20 protein-coding genes are annotated in these 21802 nt (G+C 56.8%); 5 read left to right on the top strand and 15 right to left on the bottom strand.

The window, feature by feature from the left end; all coding sequences use genetic code 11:
- Positions 1–155 precede the first annotated feature (155 nt).
- Positions 156–914 (top strand): isoprenyl transferase, encoded by a 759-nt coding sequence (locus tag G437_RS0103885; protein ID WP_024331282.1) that lies wholly within the window; start codon positions 156–158, stop codon positions 912–914.
- On the opposite strand, the gene G437_RS0103880 is transcribed toward G437_RS0103885, so the two are convergent.
- Together G437_RS0103880 and xseA are read right to left on the bottom strand one after the other, a co-directional pair.
- On the bottom strand, positions 911–1123 hold the full coding sequence (locus G437_RS0103880; RefSeq protein WP_024331281.1) for an exodeoxyribonuclease VII small subunit: 213 nt from the start codon (positions 1121–1123) through the stop codon (positions 911–913). The genes G437_RS0103885 and G437_RS0103880 overlap by 4 nt on opposite strands.
- A complete protein-coding gene (gene xseA / locus G437_RS0103875; RefSeq protein ID WP_231782310.1) occupies positions 1116–2408 on the bottom strand; it encodes an exodeoxyribonuclease VII large subunit in 1293 nt (430 codons plus the stop codon). Before xseA ends, G437_RS0103880 begins: the two co-directional genes overlap by 8 nt.
- A gap of 109 nt (positions 2409–2517) precedes the next feature.
- On the opposite strand from xseA, the gene G437_RS0103870 reads away from it, so the two are divergent.
- Together G437_RS0103870 and ychF are read left to right on the top strand one after the other, a co-directional pair.
- Complete coding sequence (locus tag G437_RS0103870) at positions 2518–3525, top strand: 4-hydroxy-3-methylbut-2-enyl diphosphate reductase (protein ID WP_024331279.1); 1008 nt, start codon at positions 2518–2520, stop codon at positions 3523–3525.
- A 53-nt stretch (positions 3526–3578) separates the two neighbouring features.
- Positions 3579–4664: a redox-regulated ATPase YchF gene (gene ychF / locus G437_RS0103865; protein WP_024331278.1), complete on the top strand. Its 1086-nt coding sequence runs from the start codon at positions 3579–3581 to the stop codon at positions 4662–4664.
- Between the two features lie 166 nt (positions 4665–4830).
- Here ychF and G437_RS0103860 read toward each other — a convergent pair whose 3' ends face one another.
- The 9 genes from G437_RS0103860 to G437_RS0103820 form a co-directional block, all read right to left on the bottom strand.
- Complete coding sequence (locus tag G437_RS0103860) at positions 4831–5904, bottom strand: ABC transporter ATP-binding protein (RefSeq protein ID WP_024331277.1); 1074 nt, start codon at positions 5902–5904, stop codon at positions 4831–4833.
- Between the two features lie 6 nt (positions 5905–5910).
- Entirely contained in the window at positions 5911–7200 is a 1290-nt protein-coding gene (locus G437_RS0103855) for an ABC transporter substrate-binding protein (protein WP_197409613.1), read from the bottom strand.
- A 14-nt stretch (positions 7201–7214) separates the two neighbouring features.
- The gene (locus tag G437_RS0103850; RefSeq protein ID WP_024331275.1) at positions 7215–8084 is read right to left on the bottom strand and encodes a carbohydrate ABC transporter permease; all 870 of its coding nucleotides are present in this window, start codon (positions 8082–8084) and stop codon (positions 7215–7217) included.
- Entirely contained in the window at positions 8081–8989 is a 909-nt protein-coding gene (locus tag G437_RS0103845) for a carbohydrate ABC transporter permease (protein WP_024331274.1), read from the bottom strand. Before G437_RS0103845 ends, G437_RS0103850 begins: the two co-directional genes overlap by 4 nt.
- Positions 8990–9081: 92 nt before the next feature.
- Positions 9082–9528: a PACE efflux transporter gene (locus G437_RS0103840; protein ID WP_024331273.1), complete on the bottom strand. Its 447-nt coding sequence runs from the start codon at positions 9526–9528 to the stop codon at positions 9082–9084.
- A 93-nt stretch (positions 9529–9621) separates the two neighbouring features.
- Positions 9622–10155 carry a type 1 glutamine amidotransferase domain-containing protein gene (locus tag G437_RS0103835; RefSeq protein WP_024331272.1) on the bottom strand — a complete coding sequence of 178 codons (534 nt, stop codon included), beginning with the start codon at positions 10153–10155 and terminating at the stop codon, positions 9622–9624.
- Between the two features lie 48 nt (positions 10156–10203).
- A complete protein-coding gene (locus G437_RS0103830; protein WP_024331271.1) occupies positions 10204–11217 on the bottom strand; it encodes an amidohydrolase family protein in 1014 nt (337 codons plus the stop codon).
- A gap of 125 nt (positions 11218–11342) precedes the next feature.
- A complete protein-coding gene (locus tag G437_RS0103825) occupies positions 11343–12452 on the bottom strand; it encodes a glycosyltransferase (protein WP_024331270.1) in 1110 nt (369 codons plus the stop codon).
- Positions 12449–13540 carry a glycosyltransferase family protein gene (locus tag G437_RS0103820; RefSeq protein ID WP_231782311.1) on the bottom strand — a complete coding sequence of 364 codons (1092 nt, stop codon included), beginning with the start codon at positions 13538–13540 and terminating at the stop codon, positions 12449–12451. The genes G437_RS0103825 and G437_RS0103820 overlap by 4 nt, the downstream gene beginning before the upstream one ends.
- A 273-nt stretch (positions 13541–13813) precedes the next feature.
- On the opposite strand from G437_RS0103820, the gene G437_RS0103815 reads away from it, so the two are divergent.
- Positions 13814–14962 carry a glycosyltransferase gene (locus tag G437_RS0103815; RefSeq protein ID WP_024331268.1) on the top strand — a complete coding sequence of 383 codons (1149 nt, stop codon included), beginning with the start codon at positions 13814–13816 and terminating at the stop codon, positions 14960–14962.
- Here the strand turns inward: G437_RS0103815 and G437_RS0103810 are convergent.
- A complete protein-coding gene (locus G437_RS0103810) occupies positions 14959–16245 on the bottom strand; it encodes an oligosaccharide flippase family protein (protein WP_024331267.1) in 1287 nt (428 codons plus the stop codon). The two genes, G437_RS0103815 and G437_RS0103810, sit on opposite strands and share 4 nt — an antisense overlap.
- A gap of 126 nt (positions 16246–16371) precedes the next feature.
- Here G437_RS0103810 and G437_RS0103805 point away from each other — a divergent pair, with 126 nt between their 5' ends.
- Positions 16372–17952, top strand: a complete 1581-nt coding sequence (locus tag G437_RS0103805; protein WP_024331266.1) for an asparagine synthase-related protein — start codon at positions 16372–16374, stop codon at positions 17950–17952.
- Here G437_RS0103805 and G437_RS0103800 read toward each other — a convergent pair.
- The 3 genes from G437_RS0103800 to G437_RS0103790 form a co-directional block, all read right to left on the bottom strand.
- Positions 17949–18803, bottom strand: coding sequence for a DNA-methyltransferase (locus G437_RS0103800; protein ID WP_024331265.1), 855 nt, complete (start codon positions 18801–18803; stop codon positions 17949–17951). The genes G437_RS0103805 and G437_RS0103800 overlap by 4 nt on opposite strands.
- Positions 18804–18963: 160 nt before the next feature.
- Complete coding sequence (locus G437_RS0103795) at positions 18964–20358, bottom strand: L-serine ammonia-lyase (protein ID WP_024331264.1); 1395 nt, start codon at positions 20356–20358, stop codon at positions 18964–18966.
- A gap of 33 nt (positions 20359–20391) precedes the next feature.
- Positions 20392–21678 carry an SLC5/6 family protein gene (locus G437_RS0103790; protein ID WP_029769244.1) on the bottom strand — a complete coding sequence of 429 codons (1287 nt, stop codon included), beginning with the start codon at positions 21676–21678 and terminating at the stop codon, positions 20392–20394.
- Positions 21679–21802: the final 124 nt, after the last annotated feature.

Raw genomic sequence — 21802 nt, 5'->3', positions numbered from 1 at the left:
TTACCTAACCGTAACTTACGTTAGCGTAGGGAGACAGGTTTAGCCAGACGGTCCAGGAGAAAACGGACCTGCCAAACGCACACAAATATTATTGGTTAGCGAAATTGAAACAGACAAGGCCGGCTAGGTGCATTAGATTGGTTAGCGGAGGTGCCATGGCCTACAACGTTTTATATGAGGTATACGAGCGGCGACTAGTCGGTGAAATCGACACCGACAACATGCCCCGCCACATAGGTGTAATCCTTGACGGGAATCGCCGGTGGGCAAAGTCTGTTGGTATCGAGGCCAGCGCGGGCCACCGGCGCGGAGCTTCCAAGATAGAAGAATTTCTAGGGTGGGCAAACGAGGTTGGCACCGAGGTAGTAACTCTGTGGATGCTCTCGACAGATAATCTGAAGCGCGACCCCCAGGAACTGTCCGCACTCTTCGAGATCATTGCCGAGGCTGTGGATCACATAGCCCAAGCTGGAAAATGGCGTATCCGCGTAGTGGGCGCCAAAGATGTGCTGCCCGAAGAGTTCGCCTCCCGGCTACGGGCAAACGAACAGGCCACAGCTTCGTGCAAAGGCATGCAGGTAAACGTGGCAATAGGCTACGGCGGTCGCGAAGAAATAGCCGACGCGGTTAGGGCGATCCTACGGGAAGCCGCAGAACGAGGCCAAAGCCTCGAGGACGTAGCCGCCAACCTGAAGGTTTCGGACATTACCGAGCACCTGTACACCAAGGGGCAGCCCGACCCAGACCTAGTTATCCGCACCTCGGGCGAACAGCGCCTGTCCGGATTTTTGCTGTGGCAGAGCGCCCACTCAGAGTTCTACTTTTGCGAGGCCTACTGGCCCGACTTCCGCAGGGTAGATTTTCTGCGTGCGCTGCGCGACTACTCCCAGCGCGAACGGCGGCTAGGGCGCTAATCCTGCTTAGGGGCTGCCGCATCCAAACGCTGCTTGGCTGAATCCAAAAACGCCTGGCAGTGCTTTGCTAGCTCCTCACCACGCTCCCACATCTTGAGGGCGTCCTCGAGCGGGACTTGCCCGCCCTCCAACTGCCGAACAGTAGCCACTAGTTGGTCGCGTGCTTGCTCGTAAGAGAGCTCCTCGACCGGAGGCAGATTCTCACTCATTTTCGTTACCTTCCTTTCCTGGCGTAGCGCCCACAACCTGGGCAACCATGCGTCCTTTAGCTAATAACCCCTCGATCAGATCACCCTTGGAGACCTGCTTGGCCGAGGTAATTACCTGCCCTGAAGGGGTGCGCAACACGGTAAAACCGCGCTCTAAAATGCTCTGCGGGGATAGGGCCCGCAGCGCTTGCGCAGCACTTTGAATCTGCCCCTCAGCAAGTTCGACCAGCGACCTGGTACGCAAACGGAGGCGCTCGCGGGCCCCCGCCAGACGCTCGGCCTCGACGTCGAACATAGCCGAAGGACGCGCCATCACAGGGCGCGCTCGCAGATTGGCAAGGCCCGTAAGCTCGGCGTCAAGGCGCTGCCCCAACAGGTACGACAGGCGCGCGCGAATATCGGCAACGAGCACTTCCTGTTCGGCAACATCCGGCACTACCTTGCGCGCCGCATCGGTAGGAGTGGAAGCGCGGTAGTCGGATACCAGATCCAAAAGAGGAGCGTCAGTCTCGTGGCCGATAGCCGAAACTATGGGGGTTCTTGCCGCCGCTGCCGCCCGCACTAACGATTCCTCGGAAAAAGGTAACAAATCCTCGACAGATCCGCCCCCGCGCGCAATCACGATCACTTGTACGGCCGGATTGGAATCCAGTTCGGCGAGGGCGGCCGACACTTCGCCAACACAGCGTTCACCCTGGACTGCGACCTCGCGAATTTCGAAGCGGGTAGAAGGCCAGCGGGCCTGCGCGTTCACCACTACGTCGTGTTTAGCCTTGGCGTTGCGCCCACAGATCAATCCCACTACCTGCGGCAAAAACGGCAGGGGCTTTTTGCGCTCTGTAGAAAACAGGCCTTCGGCGGCCAGCGCCTTGCGCAGCATTTCGATTCTGGCTAGAAGATCCCCGAGTCCGGAGGTATGAATTTCGTGAGCGAACAGCGACAGAGAACCGTTCACCTCGTAATAGTCGGGTTTCGCGTTGACTACCACGCGGGCGCCCTCGTCAAACCCGGGACCGGCCTTGTCTACTACGCCAGCAAATGCCTTCACCGTCATGGAAACGTTTTGATTCAGGTCGCGAATAGTGAAAAATGCCATGCGAGTGCCCGGCCGGCGCTTGTATTCGACAACCTGACCTTCAACCCACAGGGCCGACATGCGGTCTACGTACTTTTTGATGTTCGCAGAAAGCAGCGCTAAAGGCCACGGGTTCTCGCGTGTCGTCAGAGACGCCCTGGGGGCGAGGTTAGAAGTATTCACAAGGCCAAGCTTTACATACTTTGGCACCCGGCGGTTTTTATCCACAGCTTTTGCCCTAGTTCGGCCTGAGAGGAGCCGTTAGCGAAATATTTCTCACTGGAGGGCACCTCTTGGCAGAAGTAGGTACATTAGGGGCGTGAGCGAAAAGAAAAAGATCCTGTTAGCCGCACCTCGCGGCTACTGCGCCGGCGTAGACCGCGCGGTAGACGCGGTCGAAAAAGCTCTGGAACTTTACGGGGCACCCATCTACGTGCGCAAAGAAATAGTGCACAACAAGTATGTGGTTGAAACCTTGTCTGAGCGGGGAGCCATCTTCGTTTCAGAAACGGACGAGGTGCCCGAGGGCGCACGCGTTGTTTTTTCTGCCCACGGTGTCTCGCCAGCTGTACATGCTTCCGCTAAGGCGCGGCAACTGCAAACTATTGACGCCACCTGCCCGCTAGTTACCAAGGTGCACCGGCAGGCGGTCCGTTTCGCCAAAGACGACTACGACATTGTGCTAGTTGGCCACGAGGGCCACGAAGAGGTCGAAGGCACCCAGGGCGAGGCCCCCGAACACATCCAGGTAATTGACGGCCCCGACGAGATCGACAAGCTGCAGGTGCGCGACCCAAATAAGGTGGTGTGGCTGTCCCAAACTACGCTGTCGGTAGACGAAACGAAAGCTACCGTAGACCGGCTCCGCCAGAAATTCCCCAATTTAGTTGACCCGCCCTCTGGCGACATTTGCTATGCCACCCAAAATAGGCAGGGAGCGGTAAAACAGATTGGCAAGCAGGCAGACGTGATGATCGTTGTTGGCTCTGCGAACTCGTCGAATTCTGTGCGCTTGGTCGAGGTCGCACTCGAGGCGGGAGCCGGGGCCGCCCACCGCATCGACAAGGCCGGGGAATTGCAAGAAGAATGGTTTGCAGGCGCAAATACCGTGGGGCTCACTTCTGGCGCTTCCGTGCCCGACATCTTGGTGCGCGACGTAATAGCCTGGCTTGGCGAACGCGGCTTTGAAACCGTCGAAAAGGTGCGCACGGTAGACGAATCTGTCACTTTCTCGCTTCCCAAGAACCTTCGCGCAGATCTGATGGAGGCTGGCAAGCTCGATCCGAAGGAACGCAAACGCAAGCCGGGGCCGGGCCACACCTGCTAGCAAATTACGGGGCACGGATTTGGCTAGACTCCCTTTGCGGCTAGACTGGTCCCGTGGCTTTGACAATTGGTATCGCAGGACTGCCCAACGTAGGCAAATCGACATTGTTCAACGCGCTCACCCGCGCGACCGTGCTGGCGGCGAACTACCCGTTCGCAACCATCGAGCCGAATGTGGGGGTAGTGCCTCTGCCCGATGCGCGTCTAGACGAATTGGCCAAACTATATAATTCTCAAAAGATTGTGCCCGCCACCGTCTCGTTTGTCGACATTGCGGGGATTGTCCGCGGGGCTTCCGAGGGCGAAGGCTTGGGCAACCAGTTCTTAGCCAATATTCGCGAGGCGGATGCTATCTGCCAGGTTACGCGTGCATTCGAGGATCCGGACGTGGTACACGTCGACGGGAAGGTGGATCCCGCCTCCGACATTGACACCATCACTACCGAACTGGTGCTTGCAGATCTGCAGACTCTCGAGAAAATGATCCCGCGCCTCGAAAAGGAAGTGCGCGGCAAGAAGACTGAACAGGTTGTCCTGGATACCGCCCTTGAGGCACAAAAAATCTTGGAAGAGGGCAAAACGATCTCGTCGGTCAGTGGGGACAGGGACCTGGATCCCGACGTGTTAAAGACATTCCAGCTGATGACCTCCAAGCCGTTCATATACGTGTTCAATATGGACAGCGCCGGTATGGAGGACAAAGAAAAGCAGGCTGAACTAGCTAAGATTGTTGCCCCTGCGGAGGCAGTGTTCTTGGACGCAGGGTTCGAGGCCGAACTAGTAGAACTGGACCAGGACGAAGCCCGCGAAATGCTACAGGAGGCCGGCCAGGAAGAATCCGGTCTGGACAAGCTGGCTCGCGTAGGTTTTGACACCCTGGGGTTGCAGACCTTCCTAACAGCCGGAGAAAAAGAATCCCGGGCGTGGACCATTCACAAGGGGGATACCGCCCCGCAGGCAGCAGGTGTAATCCATACTGACTTTGAGCGTGGATTCATCAAAGCCGAGATCATCAGTTACAACGAATTGATGGAATTCGGCTCCATGCACGAAGCCCGCGAGCACGGCAAAGTCCGTATGGAAGGCAAGGACTACGTAATGCAAGACGGCGACATCGTCGATTTCAAGTTCAACGTATAGTCACTTCTGCTCTCGGCGTTTCAGGCAGGTTTGCAGTCGGTATCGGAGGCAGCTAGTACACCAGCTTTACTAACTTACTGCGGTGGGGTGGTGGGCCGGCGAGCCGCGGAGACCTGCTAGGTTCTGAGCCTGTCGCCGGCCCACCACGTTAGCGCCCGGAGGTGGCCTATAGGGCAGTACCATCCTCGGGGTCAAAGAATAGGACCTGCTCGTTTGGCCTGATCCATACCGGTTCGCCGGAGGCCGGGCGCGTGTGCCTATCGATCATTACAGCCACCCTGGAACCGGTGCGAAGCTCGCTTGTGGGCTTGGCGTGCAGATAGTTTTGCGATCCCAAAACCTCTACTAGATCTGTTTGCATTCGAAGACCTTCGCCCTCGCCAACTAGGTCCCAACCTTCGGGCCGTACCCCGATGCACACGTGCTTGCCCACCTGGGCAGCAACTTGGTGGGGCAGGGGCAGCAAAAGACTGCCCAAATGTACGCCCTCTTCGGTAACTGGACAGTCGAAAAGCGAAATTGCGGGAGAGCCGATGAACCCGGCCACAAACGTGTTCACTGGGTGGTTGTACAACTCGGTGGGCGTTGCCACCTGTTGCAGTACGCCCTCTTTCATTACCGCCACCCTATGCCCCATGGTCATGGCTTCGACCTGGTCGTGGGTGACGTAGACGGTGGTTACTCCCAAGTCCCGCTGCAAAGCTGCGATTTCCCCGCGCATCGACACGCGCAGCTTTGCATCGAGATTGGATAGCGGCTCGTCCATGCAGAAGACGGTAGGTTTGCGAACTATTGCTCGCCCCATGGCTACGCGTTGGCGTTGCCCTCCCGAAAGGGCGGCTGGTTTGCGCTCTAGCAGGTCTGTAAGCTGGAGCATTTTCGCCGCCCACCCTACGCGTTCGGTGATGGTAGCACGGTCGACCTTCGCATTTTCGAGGGCGAAAGCCATGTTTTGCGCCACCGTCATGTTCGGGTAGAGGGCGTAGGACTGGAACACCATTGCCACGTCTCGGGAACGTGGGCGCGCCCCGGTCATATCCTTGCCGCCGATTAGGATTCGCCCAGAGGTAGTGGGCTCCAGACCCGCTACCATGCGCAGGGAGGTGGATTTGCCGCAACCTGACGGGCCTACTAACACTACACATTCGCCGTCTGCGACCGTTAGGTTTAGCGAATCCACTGCGGGGCGGTCGGCCCCTGAAAAGAGCCTGCTTGCGTCCTGAAAGACTACCTCTGCCACAATTTCCTACTTCAGTTTGGGTTTGATTTGCTTGTCGATGATTTTCTGGTGTTCCTCGTCAACCTTCTTGAAGGTCGAGGCTACGTCGGCTCCCTGGGAGATCTTGTCTAGGGCTGCCCCGATGCGCTGGCCGCCCCCTTGGACGAAGGCTCGCCCTACGTCTTGCTTGCGGGTGTGGTCCAGCTGTTTTACAGCGGTAGCAAAATTGGGGTGTTCTTCCAGGTATTTCTTTTCTTCTGGCAGTTCCCGGGCGGAGGTACGCACGGGCATGTAACCGGTACCTTGAGAGAAGGTGACCGTGTTTTCGGGATTTGTCATGAAGGCAATGAATTTGGCGGCGGCTTCTTTGTTCTTGGATTTAGAGGTGATGGCTATGCCGGAGCCGCCGGTCGATACGCCTGCGGTTCCCTCGGGGGAGGGAAGGAAGGCGGTACCTACGTTGATTTTGCCGTCCTCGGATACCCCTTGCAAGGAGCCGGTGGATTCAAGCATAGAGGCGGCCTGCCCGGACACGAATGCTACCGTGGCGTCTTTGGCAGCTTTGAAGTTGCCATCTTTGAACTGTTTTTGCAGGAATTCGCCGGCTTTTACGGATTCGGGCCTGGCCATGGTCATCGTCCAGTCCTTCGAGTACTGTCCGCCTAGGGACCAGATCATGCCTTGGAAGTACCAGTCTAGATAGTTCGACCCGTCGGGTACCGAGAGCGGTTGCACCCCGGCGGCTTTGAGTTTGGGAGCGAAGTCTTTATCCCATTCCTGCCAGGTCTTGGGGCCGCGGTCGGGCAGGCCCGCCTTCTTGTACAGGTCTTTGTTGTAGTAGAACAGCGGGGTGGAGCGGGCGTAGGGAACCGCAAAGTGGGAATCGTTTAATTCGTATTCGTCGTAGAGGTTTTTGACGTAGTCGTCGGCTTTGCCGTCGACTTTTTCTAGGAGGTCGTCTAGGGGCTCGAACTGGTCGTTGAGGGCGAAGTTGAACCAGGTCACGTCCGAGGCTATGACTACGTCGGGCACCTGCCCGCCGGAGAGCGCCGCGTTGAGTTTTTGGGCTACCTCTTCGTAGTTTTTGCCGGCGTCGGTCAGCTTTACCTTTATATTCGGGTTTTGCTTTTCGAATTCGCTTATTAGCTCTTCTTCGATTTTCTTTGAGGAGGCCGGGTGGTTAGACCAGAAGTCGAGGGTGACTTTGTCCGAGGACGAGTTCTGTTCGACCTCGGTGCCGCCGGTGCCGGCACAGCCGGACAGAACTAGGCCGGCTGCTGCCAGGGAGGCCCCTAACGCGTAGCGTAGTTTCATCATTTTCCTTTCGTGGGCTAGCCTTTGACTGCTCCAGAGGTGAGCCCTTTGATCATGTTTTTTTGCAGAAGTAGGAAGACAATTAGCACAGGAAGTACTGCAAGTACTGTGCCTGCCATTACGGGCCCCCAGTTCGAAAGGCCCTCGTTGTTTTGGAGGAAGGTTAAGCCAATTTGCAGGGGAGCAGTGCGCTCGTCGTCCGACATTAAAAATGGCCACAGGTATTCGTTCCAGTCGTTCACAATTGTGATGAGGGCGAAGGCCGACAGGGTGGGCCAGGACATGGGGAGGACGACTTTAGTGAGGAGTTTTAGGGGGCTAGCTCCGTCCATTCGGGCGGCTTCGATTACTTCTTTAGGGAGGGACAGGAAGTGGTTGCGCATTAGGAAGGTGCCGAAGGCGGTACCTGCCAGCGGCAAGATAATTCCGGCGAAGGTGTTGCGCATGCCGTATGTGGCAACGAGCGAGTAGTTGGAGATTACGGTGATTTGGCTGGGGACCATCAGCGAAGCAATCACGACCAAGAAGATCAGGTTTCGCCCTGGGAAGCGCAGCAGGGACAGGGCGTAGGCAGAGGCAACGCCTAGCACTATTTTTATGCTCGAGAGGATGACCGTGATAATTACAGAATTTCGCAGGTAGGCGCCGAGGGCGATGCGCTCGTTTACATCCTTGTAGTTTTGCAAAGTAAACGGGTGCGGCCACAACGTAACTGGTTTGGCATAAATGTCGCCTTGGACTTTGAACGAGGCGAGCAGGATCCAATATATAGGCACCAAAATTATTAGCAGGGCGGCGCCCATTGCCACGTAGCCTAGAATTTTCATTGTCTTTGAGCGGCCCACGTAGTTCAGTTCGGAGGGAGCTGCTTTTTTGCTGCGAATCATTTTTCGTCCCTTTGCATGAAGCGAACCTGGATGAAGGTGACTACCAGCAAAATCAAAAACAAGATGGTAGCTACTGTGGCTCCGTAGCCGGCTCGAGTGTTCACGAAGGTTTCTTGGTAGACCTGGTAGACCATGGTCGAGGTCGCATTCCCCTGGGGGCCGCCTCTGGTCATCACGTTGATAATGTCGAATACCTGCATAGAGTTGAGCAGTACCGTAATAGACAAAAAGAAGGTGGTGGGGCGCAGCTGAGGGAGCAATACTTTGGTGAGACGCCGCCAGGCGGGGGTGCCGTCTATTTCGGCGGCCTCGTCTAAGTCTTTGCGCCGTCCTTGCAGGGCAGCGAGATAAATGACGAAGGTGTAGCCAATATTTTTCCAAATGTAGGTGGCGGTGATCATGAACAATGCCCAGCCGGGATTTTGGTAGAAATCGGGGCTTTTTATGCCCAGCCCCGAAAGGATGTTCGCAATCAAACCAACGCCGGGGTCAAAGACGAATTGGAACGCGATGCCTATTGCTGCACCCGAGATTATGTAGGGAGCAAATACTACCGCTCGCACGCCATTGCGCCCGAATAATTTTTGGTCGAGCAAGATAGCTAGTGCCAACCCAACTAGTAGGGAACCGAGCACGGTAGCTAGGGTAAAAATAGCTGTGTTGGCAACTATCTTCCAAGAATCGGCACTGGTGAACCACTCGGCGTAGTTGTCTAGGCCCACGAAATGGGCTGTGGGGGCAGAAATGTTCCAATCGGTGAACGACAGGCGGATGTTGTCGAAAAGGGGCCTGTACGTAAATACGGCAAGTAGGGCCAGATTTGGCGCTAGCAGGAGGAGAGCTAGGAGCCACTCGCGTGAGTCGGGTCGATCTGACCTGCGCGGTTTAGACGTACCTTCCTTCATAGGAAAGAAAGTAGATGGCACAGGTGAAGTAGAGGCTTGCAGATGGTGAACAGAAGGTTATAAGCCCAGGTGGAGCCATTAAGTAATGTGTCTCACTGCGAGGCGGCGCTCGCGGCCTGTTCTACCGGAGGAGCGCACACGTAGCGGTCGAAAACCCAAGAAAACAGGTAGGTGTAGAACAAGAAAAACACGAGTTGTCCGGCCTCTAAAGCCAAGGCGGTAAGTAAAGATACGTCCAGAATCCAAGCTTCTATGGGAGTTAGCCACAGGGCGAGACCGCCCTCGAAACCTACGGCCTGAACCGCCCGCCGCAACGGGGTGCGCGGGCCCGCGTCAGTACGCTTTTCCCAAGTTTCCAGCAGCAGGTTCCACAGGTAGTTCCAAATCACCGCTACAGTCGAAGAAATGATTCCCATGAGCAGGGAACCGGCCGCATCAAAATTAAAAACCAACAAAAAGGCGGCGGTGGCAAAAACAGCTATGACCTCGTAGCTAAGTGAATATACTATTCGCCGCCGCCTCGGAGATAACTTGAGCATTTGCCCTCCCACCGGCCACGATACTGGGGTATATCTTTCGAGACCAAATCAAAAGGTGGCCGGGGTGCGCCCGGCCACCTAAAGGAACCTGGATTAGTGTTTGCCCTCGGCAAATTCTTCTACAATCTTGGCGTTGAACGCCGGCAGGTCGGCTGGGGTCCTAGAGGAGACCAGCCCCTGGTCGCAAACCACTTCCTGGTCGGTCCAAATCGCCCCGGCATTGATCAGATCGGTCTTGAGAGACGGGTATGAGGTCAAAGTGCGTTCGTTCAGCACGTCGGCGTCGGTAAGAATCCAAGCTCCGTGGCAGATAGCCCCTAGCGGCATTCCGGCCTCTACATGCTTCTTCACAATGGCGACGGCAGAATCGTCTAGCCGAAGATGATCGGCGTTAGTGGTGCCGCCAGGCAAAATGATGCCGTCAAAGCATTTCTCCGCCGACTCGGCAGTGGTGGTGTCGACATCGACCTTGGTGCCCTTCTTGCCCTCAATTTGGCCAGCTTCCGGAGCTAGCACAACCACGTCTGCTCCGGCCTCTTTCACAGCCTGAAGCGGGGAAGTAAGTTCTGAATCCTCGAAACCATCGGTAGCAATGATGGCTATAGTCTTTCCGTTTAGCTCGGCCATTTCTTTCCTTTCGTTGGCTGCAACCTCACGCTAACAAGTGGGCTGTTTTTATGCCAGGGACAACCCCAGCAAAGAGACCGCGTTGGAGGAAGCAATCTTGTTTCGATCTTCCTCGGACAAATCGGCCTCCTGCAGGAAGGAACGAATGTTCTTGCACTTCAGGTAGGGGATATCTTCGCTCCACAAAATGTGGTCGGCGCCCACCTGGGTGAGCGCCAAGTTCAGCTGCCCGGGCGTTAGTATTCCCGAGGGCGTAATCCACACCTGGTCCCTATAAGTTTGCGAGAAGGAGCGTTCCAAGTAGGTGGCGGCAATGCCGATCTGGTCGTCGAAACGTTCCAAATATGCTGGAAGGGTTTCGCCCCAGTGCCCAGACAGGATCTTTAGATCGGGCAGTTCATCGAACACGCCCGCGGCGATCAGCCGCAAAACTTGCACACCTGCTTCAGCGTGCCAGCCGAAACCCGAGGAAGCTAGCATGTACTCGACCGAGGCGGGCCAGTCGCCGCCGCAATAGTAGGCGTTAGCCACGGAGTCTAGGATCGGGCCCGGGTGGATGTACAGCGGCACCCCCAGCTCGGCATGAGCTTTCAAAAGAGGGCGAAAACGTGGGTGGTCTAAAAAGATGTCCTGGTAGCGCCCCAGTACTAAAGAGCCGTGAAATCCCAGTTCGTGCACACACCGGTGCAACTCGTCGACTGCAGCCTGCGGATCTACGAGCGGCAGGGTGGCAAAACCGGCGAAACGGTCCGGCACCTCGCTAATCATCTTGGCGAGGCGATCATTTACTTCCTTGCACATGTCCACGGCGGCGGGGTGGGCAAGTTGACCGGGGGAACCGTGCCCATGTGAGACTACCTGCACGTCTACGCCTTCGGCGTCCATGAGTTCTAAGCGTTTCCCAAGAAGCTGGTCCCAGCCCTGGACAGATTCGAAATAACTGCCCAGGAACTTCGCCAGTTCAGGGTCGGTGCGAGTTGGGCGGGCCGGATCTAGCTTGCGGACCGACGCAAATATGTCTTCGAAGGTGAGGTGCTCTTCTACCGTTACTAGCTTTTCCATATCGCTTCCTAAGCGTTGTAGGAATTGGCTTCGAAAACATCATAAGACAGATTGTGCGCAAGTGTATGAGTTAGAGTGCTTCGGTACTTGTGTTAGATCCGGGTCTTTCGGAGGCAAGGGATACGTTAGAGCAGATGCGAATAAATCTGGTCAAGCTGCCTGCAAGAGTTGGCGAGCGAACGTTCCTTTACCACGAACTGGCGGCCTCGCTGTCCCATCTCGGCGCGCTCGGCCGGTGCCATGGCCAAAAACTGTGCCAGGACGCGGGTAAGCGAGTCGGTATTGCCGCGCTCGGCAATGAGGCCCGTTTCGCCTTCTACAAGCATTTCGGGTGCTCCGCCAGAACGGTTAACTAACACCGGGGTGGCGCAACTTTGGGCCTCTAGGGCTACCAGGCCGGCTGCCTCTTCGCGGGAGTCAACTTTCTGACAGGCGAGCACAAAAATGTCGGCTTTCCGCATTGCCGCACGCACGCCCTCGCGGCTCGTAGGGCCTAGATAGTGGATGTGCGGGTGCGCCCTGGCGGCCTCGCGCACCAGGGGTTCGAGTGGGCCGGTGCCCACCAGTTGCAGCTGGTGGGGGTAATGGTCTGCCAGACGCACAGAGGCCTCGAGTAAGGAGGCGATTCCCTTGTTTTCTTTGAGTGCGCCCACGTGTAAGAGCACCGGACGCTCATTTTCAGTGGGGCGGGCGGGGGTAAAGAAATTGGTGTCTATTCCCTGGTAGTGCACCTGCAGTTTGCGCTGGGGAACACCACCTTCACGGGCCTTTCCGGCCAAGAACTTGCTGACGGCAAGTACCTCGCTGGCCTGGTCGACCGCGCGCTCGAAATTCAGGTAGTGCCAGCGCTGCATCCACGTGGAAGGACGCGAAAGGTGTGTAAACACGTCGAAGCCGTGCATAGTCAGCACCAGTGGAACGCCCTCAATTCTGGCGGCCCGGACTGCGGGCAGAGTCCACACGGCAAAATGGTGGTGGATCAGCTCGGGGTGGAACTTTCTGATCATCCTGGAAAGGCGGCCCAGGTGGAGCGGCTCTAAATACTCGCGCTGCCTGAACGTAGCCCGCCCTCCAAACGAAGGCACGGCAGGGTAAAAAGGGGTCTTTAGGGTAGGATCGTTCTTTTCTAAGACCAACCCGAACAGGGCGCAGGTATTGGCCATGGCCTCGGCATGGGCAACCGCGAAATAGGTGGGCGGTACCTTAGCAATGCCAATCGAATAGGCGATCCTCATAATGCCTTCCCGGTAAGGGTGGTGGCCACCTGCAGAGCACGGTCTTGCCAAGTATTTACCGCGGCAGCAGCCCGGGTCTGGTGAGCTTTTTGCTGCACTTCTTCGGGGTGGTTGGCAAGGTGGCGCAAAGTCCTGGCTAGTGTCTTCCCGTCGTAGGGGACCTGCCAGCCGCAACCTAGCTCGCCAACGATGCGGGCGGCCTCGGTGCCTTCGGTTACCAATATGGGCCGCCCCTTGGAAAGATATTCGTAGAGCTTTGCAGGCACCGCGAACTGCCAATACTCGGAGGGCTTTACAGTTAGTACCCCGATGTGGCTACGGGCGTAGACCCCGTCGAGCTGATTCGCGTTCAGGTGGTGCGGGTGAACGTTTGCAGAACTCAAAGTGGCGAACTCGCCTGCAGAATTTTCCCATTCGCGCTGGCGAACCACCATGTTCAAGTGGACTGAGCTGGTGGCCTTTAAGGCCTGCGCCAACTCGGTAAGTACGTAGTGGTTGCCGAGCCCCCCTACATAAACGAGTGTTAGCGGCCCTTCCGGCAGAGGCAGTGTCTGGCCGGCAGCTCCCGCGGGTGGCAGCGCAGAATAGGACGTGCCTTCAGGCAAGCCGAGGTAGGGGCTCATAGCCGTAGAGGGGAAGAAAAAATGTGCCTTAGCAGCTAAATAACCGCGCAAATCTAAGCGGTGAAATGCTGGCGCCAGCCGCCCGGTGACAGATTTAGCCCGAAACGAGCTGAAACGCCAGTACACGTCGCGGTAAAACACCCCAACTGGGATGCCTGCTCTATGGGCCGTAGCCATGATAGAGGTGTCAAGCAGCGGGGCTAGTCCGTCGCGGATGGAAGTGGCAAAGATATTTGGCTGAGTGGAATTTTCACTGTACAAAAACGCCGGTTTCACTCCGGCGGCAAGCTGCTCCTTCAATCGCCTGTACCCAGTCCTGCGCTGTGGCGTAGTGCCGGAAAGATCGATTACCTGGTAGCCGGCCGCTTTGAAGGCCTCCCTCATGCGCAGCGGGCGTAGTCGCGAGGCAGAGGTGGGATTGGGCTCCATGGGGTACGGAGCGTGGAAGATCATAGTCGGAGTCAAGTGCCACCTCGCGGGTTGAAAAGAAGTCAGCTCCGATTCTAGTGCACGAGGGGATAACGCTGGAACTTGGCTCTTAAAGGGCAGGTCGACGGGGCCCTGTTATACCATCTACCTGTGCGTGTTGTTTCAGTTGGAGGCGCCCGGGCGCAGTTTGCGGCTCATTTTCAGAAGGCAAGTGTGCAACTAGGCGCCTTTCGCTTTACCTTTTGTACCGGCAGGCAGACAAAACTGAAATTTCCACACGCTAGACCAACCGATCTGGAGGAAGTATAGGTGCGTCCTCTACACGTTCTCTGGGTACCGTCGTGGTACCCGGACACTAACAACCCACTGAACGGTTCGTTCTTTCGCGAGCAGGTACAGATGCTCCGGCGAGCTGGCATGAAAGTCGGAGTGGTGGCCCTAAATGCTGTAAAACCGTGGCAATACAGTCCCAAGCTGCGTGTGAGCAGCGAGGAGGGCATTACGGTGGTGCGCGGGAGTGTGCCCGGCATGCCCCACGAAAAGTTGCCGTTCGAGGGCGAACTCTTCCGTTTTGCCTGTAGGCGGGCTCTGGCAACCTACGCCAAAGCTGAGGGAATCCCGCAGCTGGTCCACGCCCACTCTGTTTACCCCGCAATAACGGTTGCATCTCAGGCGGCTCACTCTTGGCAGGTGCCCTACTGCCTGACCGAGCACCGCCCGTCCTCTACCGAGCGGGACCTGAGCGTGGGACGTGGCAAACATATCCGCGCCGAGGTAAGGCAGGCGGCGGGCAGGGCCACAGTGTCTAAGCCCTTTGCCGAGGTACTGCAGCGCTACTATGACACCCCACCCTGGCAGGTAATCGCCCTGCCCGTACCCGAGGCGGCTTTTGCGCTTCCGTTCGCCCCAGTAACGGAACAATTCACTATCTTGCACGTGTCACATTTAGGTAACAACAAACGCCCGAAGATGCTGCTTAGAGCGTTTGCCAAAGCTCGCCAGAACACCCCCAATCTGCACCTTCGCATAGTGGGAGCGGGGGCTGCAGGCGAATTGCAGGCGCTATCGGCGCTAGCGCGCAGCCTGGGCGTAGAAGAGGGCGTCGAATTCTTGGGAGCGCTGGATCGCCAGCAGGTTTTTGCCCAGCTTTCTAGGGCGGACGCCTTTGTGCTGCCCAGCGCTGTCGAGGCCGGAGGTACGGTGTTGGCTGAGGCACAAGCGGTTGGTCTGCCCTGCGTGGCCACTGAAACTTGGGCGGGCCGGTTCATGGTGGAAGAGGACACGGGGATTACCGTTCCCGTTGATGACGTACAGGCGTTGGCGGGGGCTTTGGGCGAGGTGGCAAGGCCTGGCCGCTTCGACCGAGCCCAAATTCGCCAGCGGGGCCGCGAGCGCTTTAGCGAGCAGACCTTCGTGCGTGACACCCGCCAGCTTTATTGCAGGACACTTTCTAGTTAGTCGAGTCTGTCGTAGGTGCGGGCGCAGGCGAAGGCCATTGCCAGCTGGATTAGGAGCAAGGCGGCCATCAGGGCGCCGAGTAAGAAGATGGTGGGCAGCAGCTCCAGCGGCGAGAGCCAGAGCCACAGTAGGGGCAGCACGCAGTAAAAGATAGCGAAGATCAGCATCTGGCGCTGATTTTCGGTGACTACGAAGATGTTTGAAATCGGTGAGGTTAGCACCGTCATGTAGAGCCAGGGAGTGAGGGCTTGGGCAAAGTAGCCGGCTTGGTCCCACTGGGCGCCGAAGAGGAACGGGAATAGCCAGGGGGCTAGGGCAAATAAGAGGGCGAAGGGCACTAGGGCTACTACGGCTGCGCGAACGATAGTGAAGCGCACTAGTTTTCGCATGTGGCCTGGTTCGGTTATTGCTAGTTTTTTTAGGAATACCTGCGAGACCGAACCGGCGATCAGCGCGATGGGGACCTGCATGATCGCCCAGGCAAGTTGGAATTGTCCGAGCGAGGCGATGGCTACGGAGCCGATCAGAAGGTTGATGCCCATGTTGCGCACGGAGTCCACTAGCACGTTAGGGCCGTTGAGCAGCGGCATTTTTCGGTAACGCACCATTAGCGAGCGCATGGAGGGGGCATCTTTGGGCAGGGGGCGGTGTAGTTCTGGGGTGCGCAAGTGGATGGCCACGAAGGCGATTAGCTGACCGCCCATTGTGCCAACTATTAGCCCGGTCAGGCTACCGTGTAGTAGCAAACCCATAATTAGCTGCAGGACCACCACCGAGACGGTTTGCAGTACCCGGTTAGAGGCCAACGCGCCGAAGCGCTCTGTGCGCGTTAGCCAGTATTGAATATTGGTTATTTCGGCTACTAGGAATACGGTCACCCCAGAAATCATTAGCCACTTAGCTAGCTCGGGGGAGTGATGATAGTGCTTAGTAAGCAGGGACGAGAAGATGATGCAAAATAGCGACGTGGCCAATGAGCTAACCACGATGGCGCGGGTGGCGAGCTTTTTGAGTACGCGTGCCACCACATTGTCTTTAGGAAGAATCAGGGTTACATCGAAACGCAGGGCAGCAACTGCGATTACGAAAGTGGTAATAGACCCGTATACCCCGAACAGGCCTTTTTCGTAGTCGGAGTAGATCCTGTTGATGAAGATCTGAAAAATGAAGGTGACTACCTGCGAGGCCATGGTGCCCGTCATCAGAGTCAAAATAGCGGCAAGTACAGGACTTTTCTTTTTTTGCGCTTGCAACCAGTAGTTGGTGCGCTGGCGGATACTCACCCTGTATTTGTCCTCCTGTTTGGGTATTCCACAGTCTATACTGCCAGTCGCTGTGTTTGTCTGGGCGGGGCCGAGAGATAGAATACACGCATATTTGTACGCCTAAACCGGCCCTGAAGGATAACTATGGGATTTGAAATTTCGTTGCGCTCTGATGGGTGGGTCAGTGATTCTAGCGGGAAGTTGCACGTTTGGGCGCCGCTGAAGCCCGAATTTGACCTGGCTGCTTTGGCGCAGCCGCTGAGCCAGCAGACCTTAGCCCAACTGCCGGGGCAGTGGACTATAGTCGATCAGCGCTCGCAGTCGCTAGTACTGGCCTCCGACAGGGTCCGTTCGCACCCACTTTGCTATGGCTTCGATGGCAAGAACTGGGTGGTTACCGACGACGTAAACGTGTTTCAAGGCAGTTCTTTTTGGCACTTGAACAGGCAAGATGCGGCCCTGTTTCCCCATATCGGCTACGTGCTGTCGGATCGCACGTTGCTCGAGGGCGTACGTGCCCTGCAGGCGGGCACGAGGGTCGAACTCGGCGAGGGCGGCCAACTGGCTCACGCCCCCTATTTTACGTATGGTTTCCTCCCAGATCCGGTTACTGATCAGGCGGAATACGCCCAGCTGTTTACCGCCGCTTTAGAGGAATCCCTGGGGCGGGTACTCAACCAGGCTGGCTCGCGTCAGCTGGTAATTCCGCTCTCGGGAGGGCTTGACTCTAGGCTCATGGCGGCATTCTTAAAGCAGCTAGGGGCCCCCAACGTTTTGACTTTCACCTACGGCAAAGAGGGGTCTAAGGAGGGGCAGATTTCCCATTCTGTAGCTGCCGATCTGCACTTGCCATGGTTGTTTGTGCCTCTGGATCCGGCCCAGGTGCGCAAGGAGTGGGCTAGTGAGCAGGCCCGGGAGTTCATGGCTTCCGTGTGGAAGGGGGTCGCGCTGCCGCACGTGCAAGATTATTATGCTTTGACGCAGATGCGGCAAAAGGAACTTATTGATCCTGATGCCGTGATCTTGCCCGGACACACGATTGTGGGAAATATGCACGACGAACAGGTCCTGCAGCGTCGCCCCAGCGGCCAGGAGCTCAATCGGCTTCTCGCTCTTCACCATGCAAATCAGCAGGGGCGCTCGCGGCGCATTTGTTCTGCAGAAGAATGGCTGCAAACCGTCCGCGAACTTGCCGACCAGGTGCGCCTCGGGCGTACAGAGCGGGATTTGCAAGCCTATTTTGAGTGGTTCAACATTGCTGAACGGCAGGCTAAATACATCAATAATTCGATGGCCGGGTATGAGTTCTTCGGATACTCGTGGGCGTTGCCCATGCTGGATCTTCCCATGTGGCAGGTGTGGGTGCGAGGCAGTGAAGAGCTCACTGCTACGCGAGACTGGTACGCCTGCTACACGGACGAAATATATTACCGCCAAACTGGCAAACACCTTGGCCTGTTTAGCCCCAAATCCACCCAAATGAGCCCAGCCCTAAAGCAGCAGCTGCTGAAGGGGATGCGGTTGCTTGGAGCCGATAAGTTGCTGGCCAAGTATCGCTCTATTCGCACGATGGTCAACCATCCCATGGCGTTCGAGGCTTTTAGCCGAAAGGCAGTGCCAGCTCAGGTTGGTGCCTACATCTTAGGTGCCTCGCAGATGGGGCTGTGGGCCAGCGAGTTTGTGCACAACGAGTGGGGGAACATCGTGCCCTCGGCACAGGATTAGGCGGTGCGATAGTCTACCTCGAGGGCGCTAAAACGGTTTTGCATAGTTTCAATTGCGGCGGGATTTTGGTCCACTAGCACAAAGTGGCGTCCTAACTCAGCGCAGGCCGCCCCGGTAGTTCCCGAGCCCCCAAAGAAGTCCAGTACCCAGTCCTCTTCTGCAGAAGAAGCCTGCACTATTCGCCTCAAGATCCCCAGCGGTTTTTGGGTAGCGTAGCCTGTCTTTTCCTTTCCAGTGGGCGAAACTATGGTGTGCCACCACACGTCGGTGGGGAGTTTGCCGCGCTCGCGTTTTTCGGGCGTCACTAGCCCCGGGGCCATGTAGGGTTCGCGGTCCACCCGCGCGCTGTCAAAGTAGTAACGCCGCGGATCTTTTACATAGACGAGGATGTTGTCGTGTTTGGCAGGCCATTTCCGTTTAGTTCTAGCCCCGTAGTCGTAGGCCCAGATAATTTCGTTTAAAAAGCACTCGCGGCCGAATAGGGAATCCAAGAGCACTTTCGCGTAGTGCACCTCTCTGTAGTCTAGATGCAGGTAGAACGTGCCCGTGGGGGATAACAGGCGCCAGGCCTGTTCGAGGCGCGGCTCCAAGAACTCCCAGTAATCGACAAAGGAATCGTTGTAGGAAAAGACTCGTCCGCGCACGGTGTCGTAGGTTTGTCCCTTAAAGCCAACCCTGCCCCCTTCTTTGGAGGCTTTGGTGCGAAGGGATTGGCGACGCTGTACCTTGCCGGTGTTGAAGGGGGGATCAATGTAGATTAGCTGGAAAGATTCCGAGGCCAGGTGGGGGAGCACATCCATGTTGTTGGCATGAAACACACTGTCTTGCGTAATCTTCCAAGTTTTTTCCATGGCTCAACCTTAGTCTACGGGCAGGGCCTAACCTATTTTGCAAGCGCGAAAAGATGACACCTGCGCATGAACTGCTCCCCACTAGTTGGAATGAAAAATCAGTTACCTACTAGTGGGGAGCGCTACGTTCGGGGCAAAGTCGGCAGCTTCTAAAAGAGAGCTAGCATTCCACTACCGTTACGGCTAGCCCGCCCAACGCAGTCTCTTTGTATTTGTTGGACATGTCGGCGCCTGTTTCCTTCATGGTCTTCACTACTGCGTCAAGTGAAACCATGGCAGAATCCCCGTCGTCAAAGAGGGCCATACGGGCGGCATTTACTGCGGTTGCTGCCGCGATGGCATTGCGTTCAATGCAGGGGACCTGAACTAGGCCGCCCACCGGATCACAAGTCAGCCCCAGGTGGTGCTCCATGGCGATCTCGCCGGCGTTCATGACCTGGGTGGGGGTGCCCCCCATCACCTCGGCAAGTCCAGCGGCAGCCATAGAAGAGGCCGAACCGACCTCGCCCTGGCAGCCGACCTCGGCCCCAGAAATTGAGGATTGTTCCTTGATAACTGAACCCACCGCACCGGCAGCGAGTAAGAAATCGCAGATGATCGATTCTTTGGCCTCCTTGGTGTCTTCCTTTGCCCTGTCCGTATAGTGCAGGGCGTAGAAGAGGACCGCAGGAATGATGCCTGCTGCGCCGTTGGTGGGAGCGGTAACGATGCGCCCCCCGGAAGCATTTTCTTCGTTCACGGCCAAGGCAATCAAGTTTACCCATTCGAGCCAGTGGCCAATATCGTGGTTGGGATCGATCCGCTTTAGTCGGTCGTACCACTTGGGAGCGCGCCGCTGAGTCTTGAGGCCCCCGGGAAGAACTCCTGTGCGAGTGAGCGAGTGTTTGGCACATTCGTCCATCACTGACCAGATTTCGAGGAGCTTGGCGCGCACCTCTTCTTCCGAGGAGCGAGCCGACTCGTTGGCCATGCCAATCTGACTTATGCGCTTGCCGGTCTTCTTGCAGTGCTCGGCAAGCTCCTGCCCAGAACCGTACTCGTAGGGCAGCTCTGCAGCGTCCTGGACGAGGGCGGAAGAATCCTCGCCGTCGTGGACTACGAAGCCGCCGCCGATCGAATACGAGTAGCGGTCGAAGAGGGAATTGCCATCCTTGTCGAAGGCCTGGAAGCGCATACCGTTGGCGTGCCTGGGAAGCACGGTCAACGGCCGCTTGATCAGATCGTCGATGCCATAGTCAATCTTTGGCCCGTCTCCGCCCAGGCACAGCGGGGAGCCGTTTGCGATCTGGGCCAGACGGCCGTCTACCGTCTCGGGGCCGATCTTTTGAGGACGATGCCCTTCCAACCCCAGCAGCACCGCACCGAAGGTGCCGTGGCCGAGGCCGGTGGCAGCAAGTGAACCAAACAAGTCGACCTGGATGCTGGCCACCTTTTGCAAGCACCCGTCCTCGCGAAGTTTGTCGATGAAATCGGCAGCGGCTGTCATAGGCCCCACGGTGTGGGACGAAGAAGGCCCGATACCGATACTGAACAGATCAAAAACGCTTACCGTCATGATTCAACTTTCTGCCAAAGGCATTGATTATACTTACGCGACTAGTTTGAAGATGATCGCACTAACCGCCAGTAGTCCCATCACAATAACAAAGATGTTCGAAACGCGATTGCGGTACTTCTTTAGCGAAGGCACCGTGTAGAAGGCGACCATCGGCATCAGGTACAAGATCGAAGCGATGACCGGCCCAGACAGGGATTCGATCAGCGAGAGGATCGAGGGGTTGATGATCGCGATTCCCCAGGTGAAGAGGAATACGAACACTGCTACGTAGCCGTAAATGCGGCGTTCGCCAACCCGGCCCACGTAGGAGGGGACAACCTGCCGAACGATGCCAACTGCGCCCTCGGCAGCCCCCAGATAGTGTCCGAAGAACGAGGAGACGATTGCCGCGATGGCAATGGCCGGCCCGAGGTATTCGATTACCGGGGTGTGGAGCACGTTAGCTAGGTGGGAAAGTACGGGCAAGTTTGCCTCGCGGGCGTCTGCCAGGCCCTTTTCGCCCAAAGTGAGCACGCAAGACCAAACAAACAGCATGGTAAAGACGACTAGCATGCCAGCGGTGTACAGCAGAACGCGCGAAGCCTTCTTGGTGGCCCGGTCTCCGTAGATGCGCTGCATTGCGAGCGAGAACTGCGAGATAGCCGGGGAGTGGTTAAAGGCGAATACCAAAACGGGGATCGAGATCCAGATGTACTTCAGCAGGTTTCCGAACGAAGGGAAAGCGCCGAGGCCGCCCTGGAAGTTCCAGTGCGGAATCAGGTAGAGCGAAATGCCGAACAGGCACAAGATTAGGGGATAAACCAGTGCCGAGGTAACGATGAGCATCAGTTTCTGGCCCAAAACCATAACTAGCATCATGGCGCCGATTAACACGCCGGAAAGGAGCCAGCGGGGCCAGGGGCTCATGTGCAACTGGTGCACCATCAGGGAGTCTACGGTGTTGGTGATGGAAACGCCGTAGATCAAAACGATCGGGAAGATCGCCATGAAATACAAAATGGTAATAAAACGGCCCCAGCCAAGGCCAAAGTAGCCTTCTGCCACCTTGGTGATGTCCTCGCCTTTGCGCGGAGAATCACAAACAAAGTGGGACAAGGCCCTGTGGGCAAAGTAGGTCATGGGACCAATTAAGAACGTGACGATAAGTAGAGGCCACAGGCCGTTCGCGCCGGCGTTTATGGGTAGGAACAGAATGCCTGCGCCGACCGCAGTGCCAAATAGGCTGACTGCCCAGGTGATATCTGTGCCGGTGCCCGGCTTCTGGACGTCTTTAGTGGACTCGGGATGGGGTTGAGAATCAACTCTTGAGTTGGACATCGGTGTCCTTTGCTAGGCGGATACATTTCTTCGATTGCTCACTCCTAGGTGAGCGCACCTATGGAGACTACCGCGAATCTGACAAAAAGGGCACTTTGACAAAGAAAAATGAGTAAAGAAAACG

Source organism: Winkia neuii subsp. neuii DSM 8576 (genome assembly GCF_000420405.1).
In the GTDB taxonomy this organism is placed as follows: Bacteria; Actinomycetota; Actinomycetes; order Actinomycetales; family Actinomycetaceae; genus Winkia; species Winkia neuii.
Note: the sequence above shows the minus strand (reverse complement) of the source record. Positions and strands in the feature narration are given on the sequence as shown.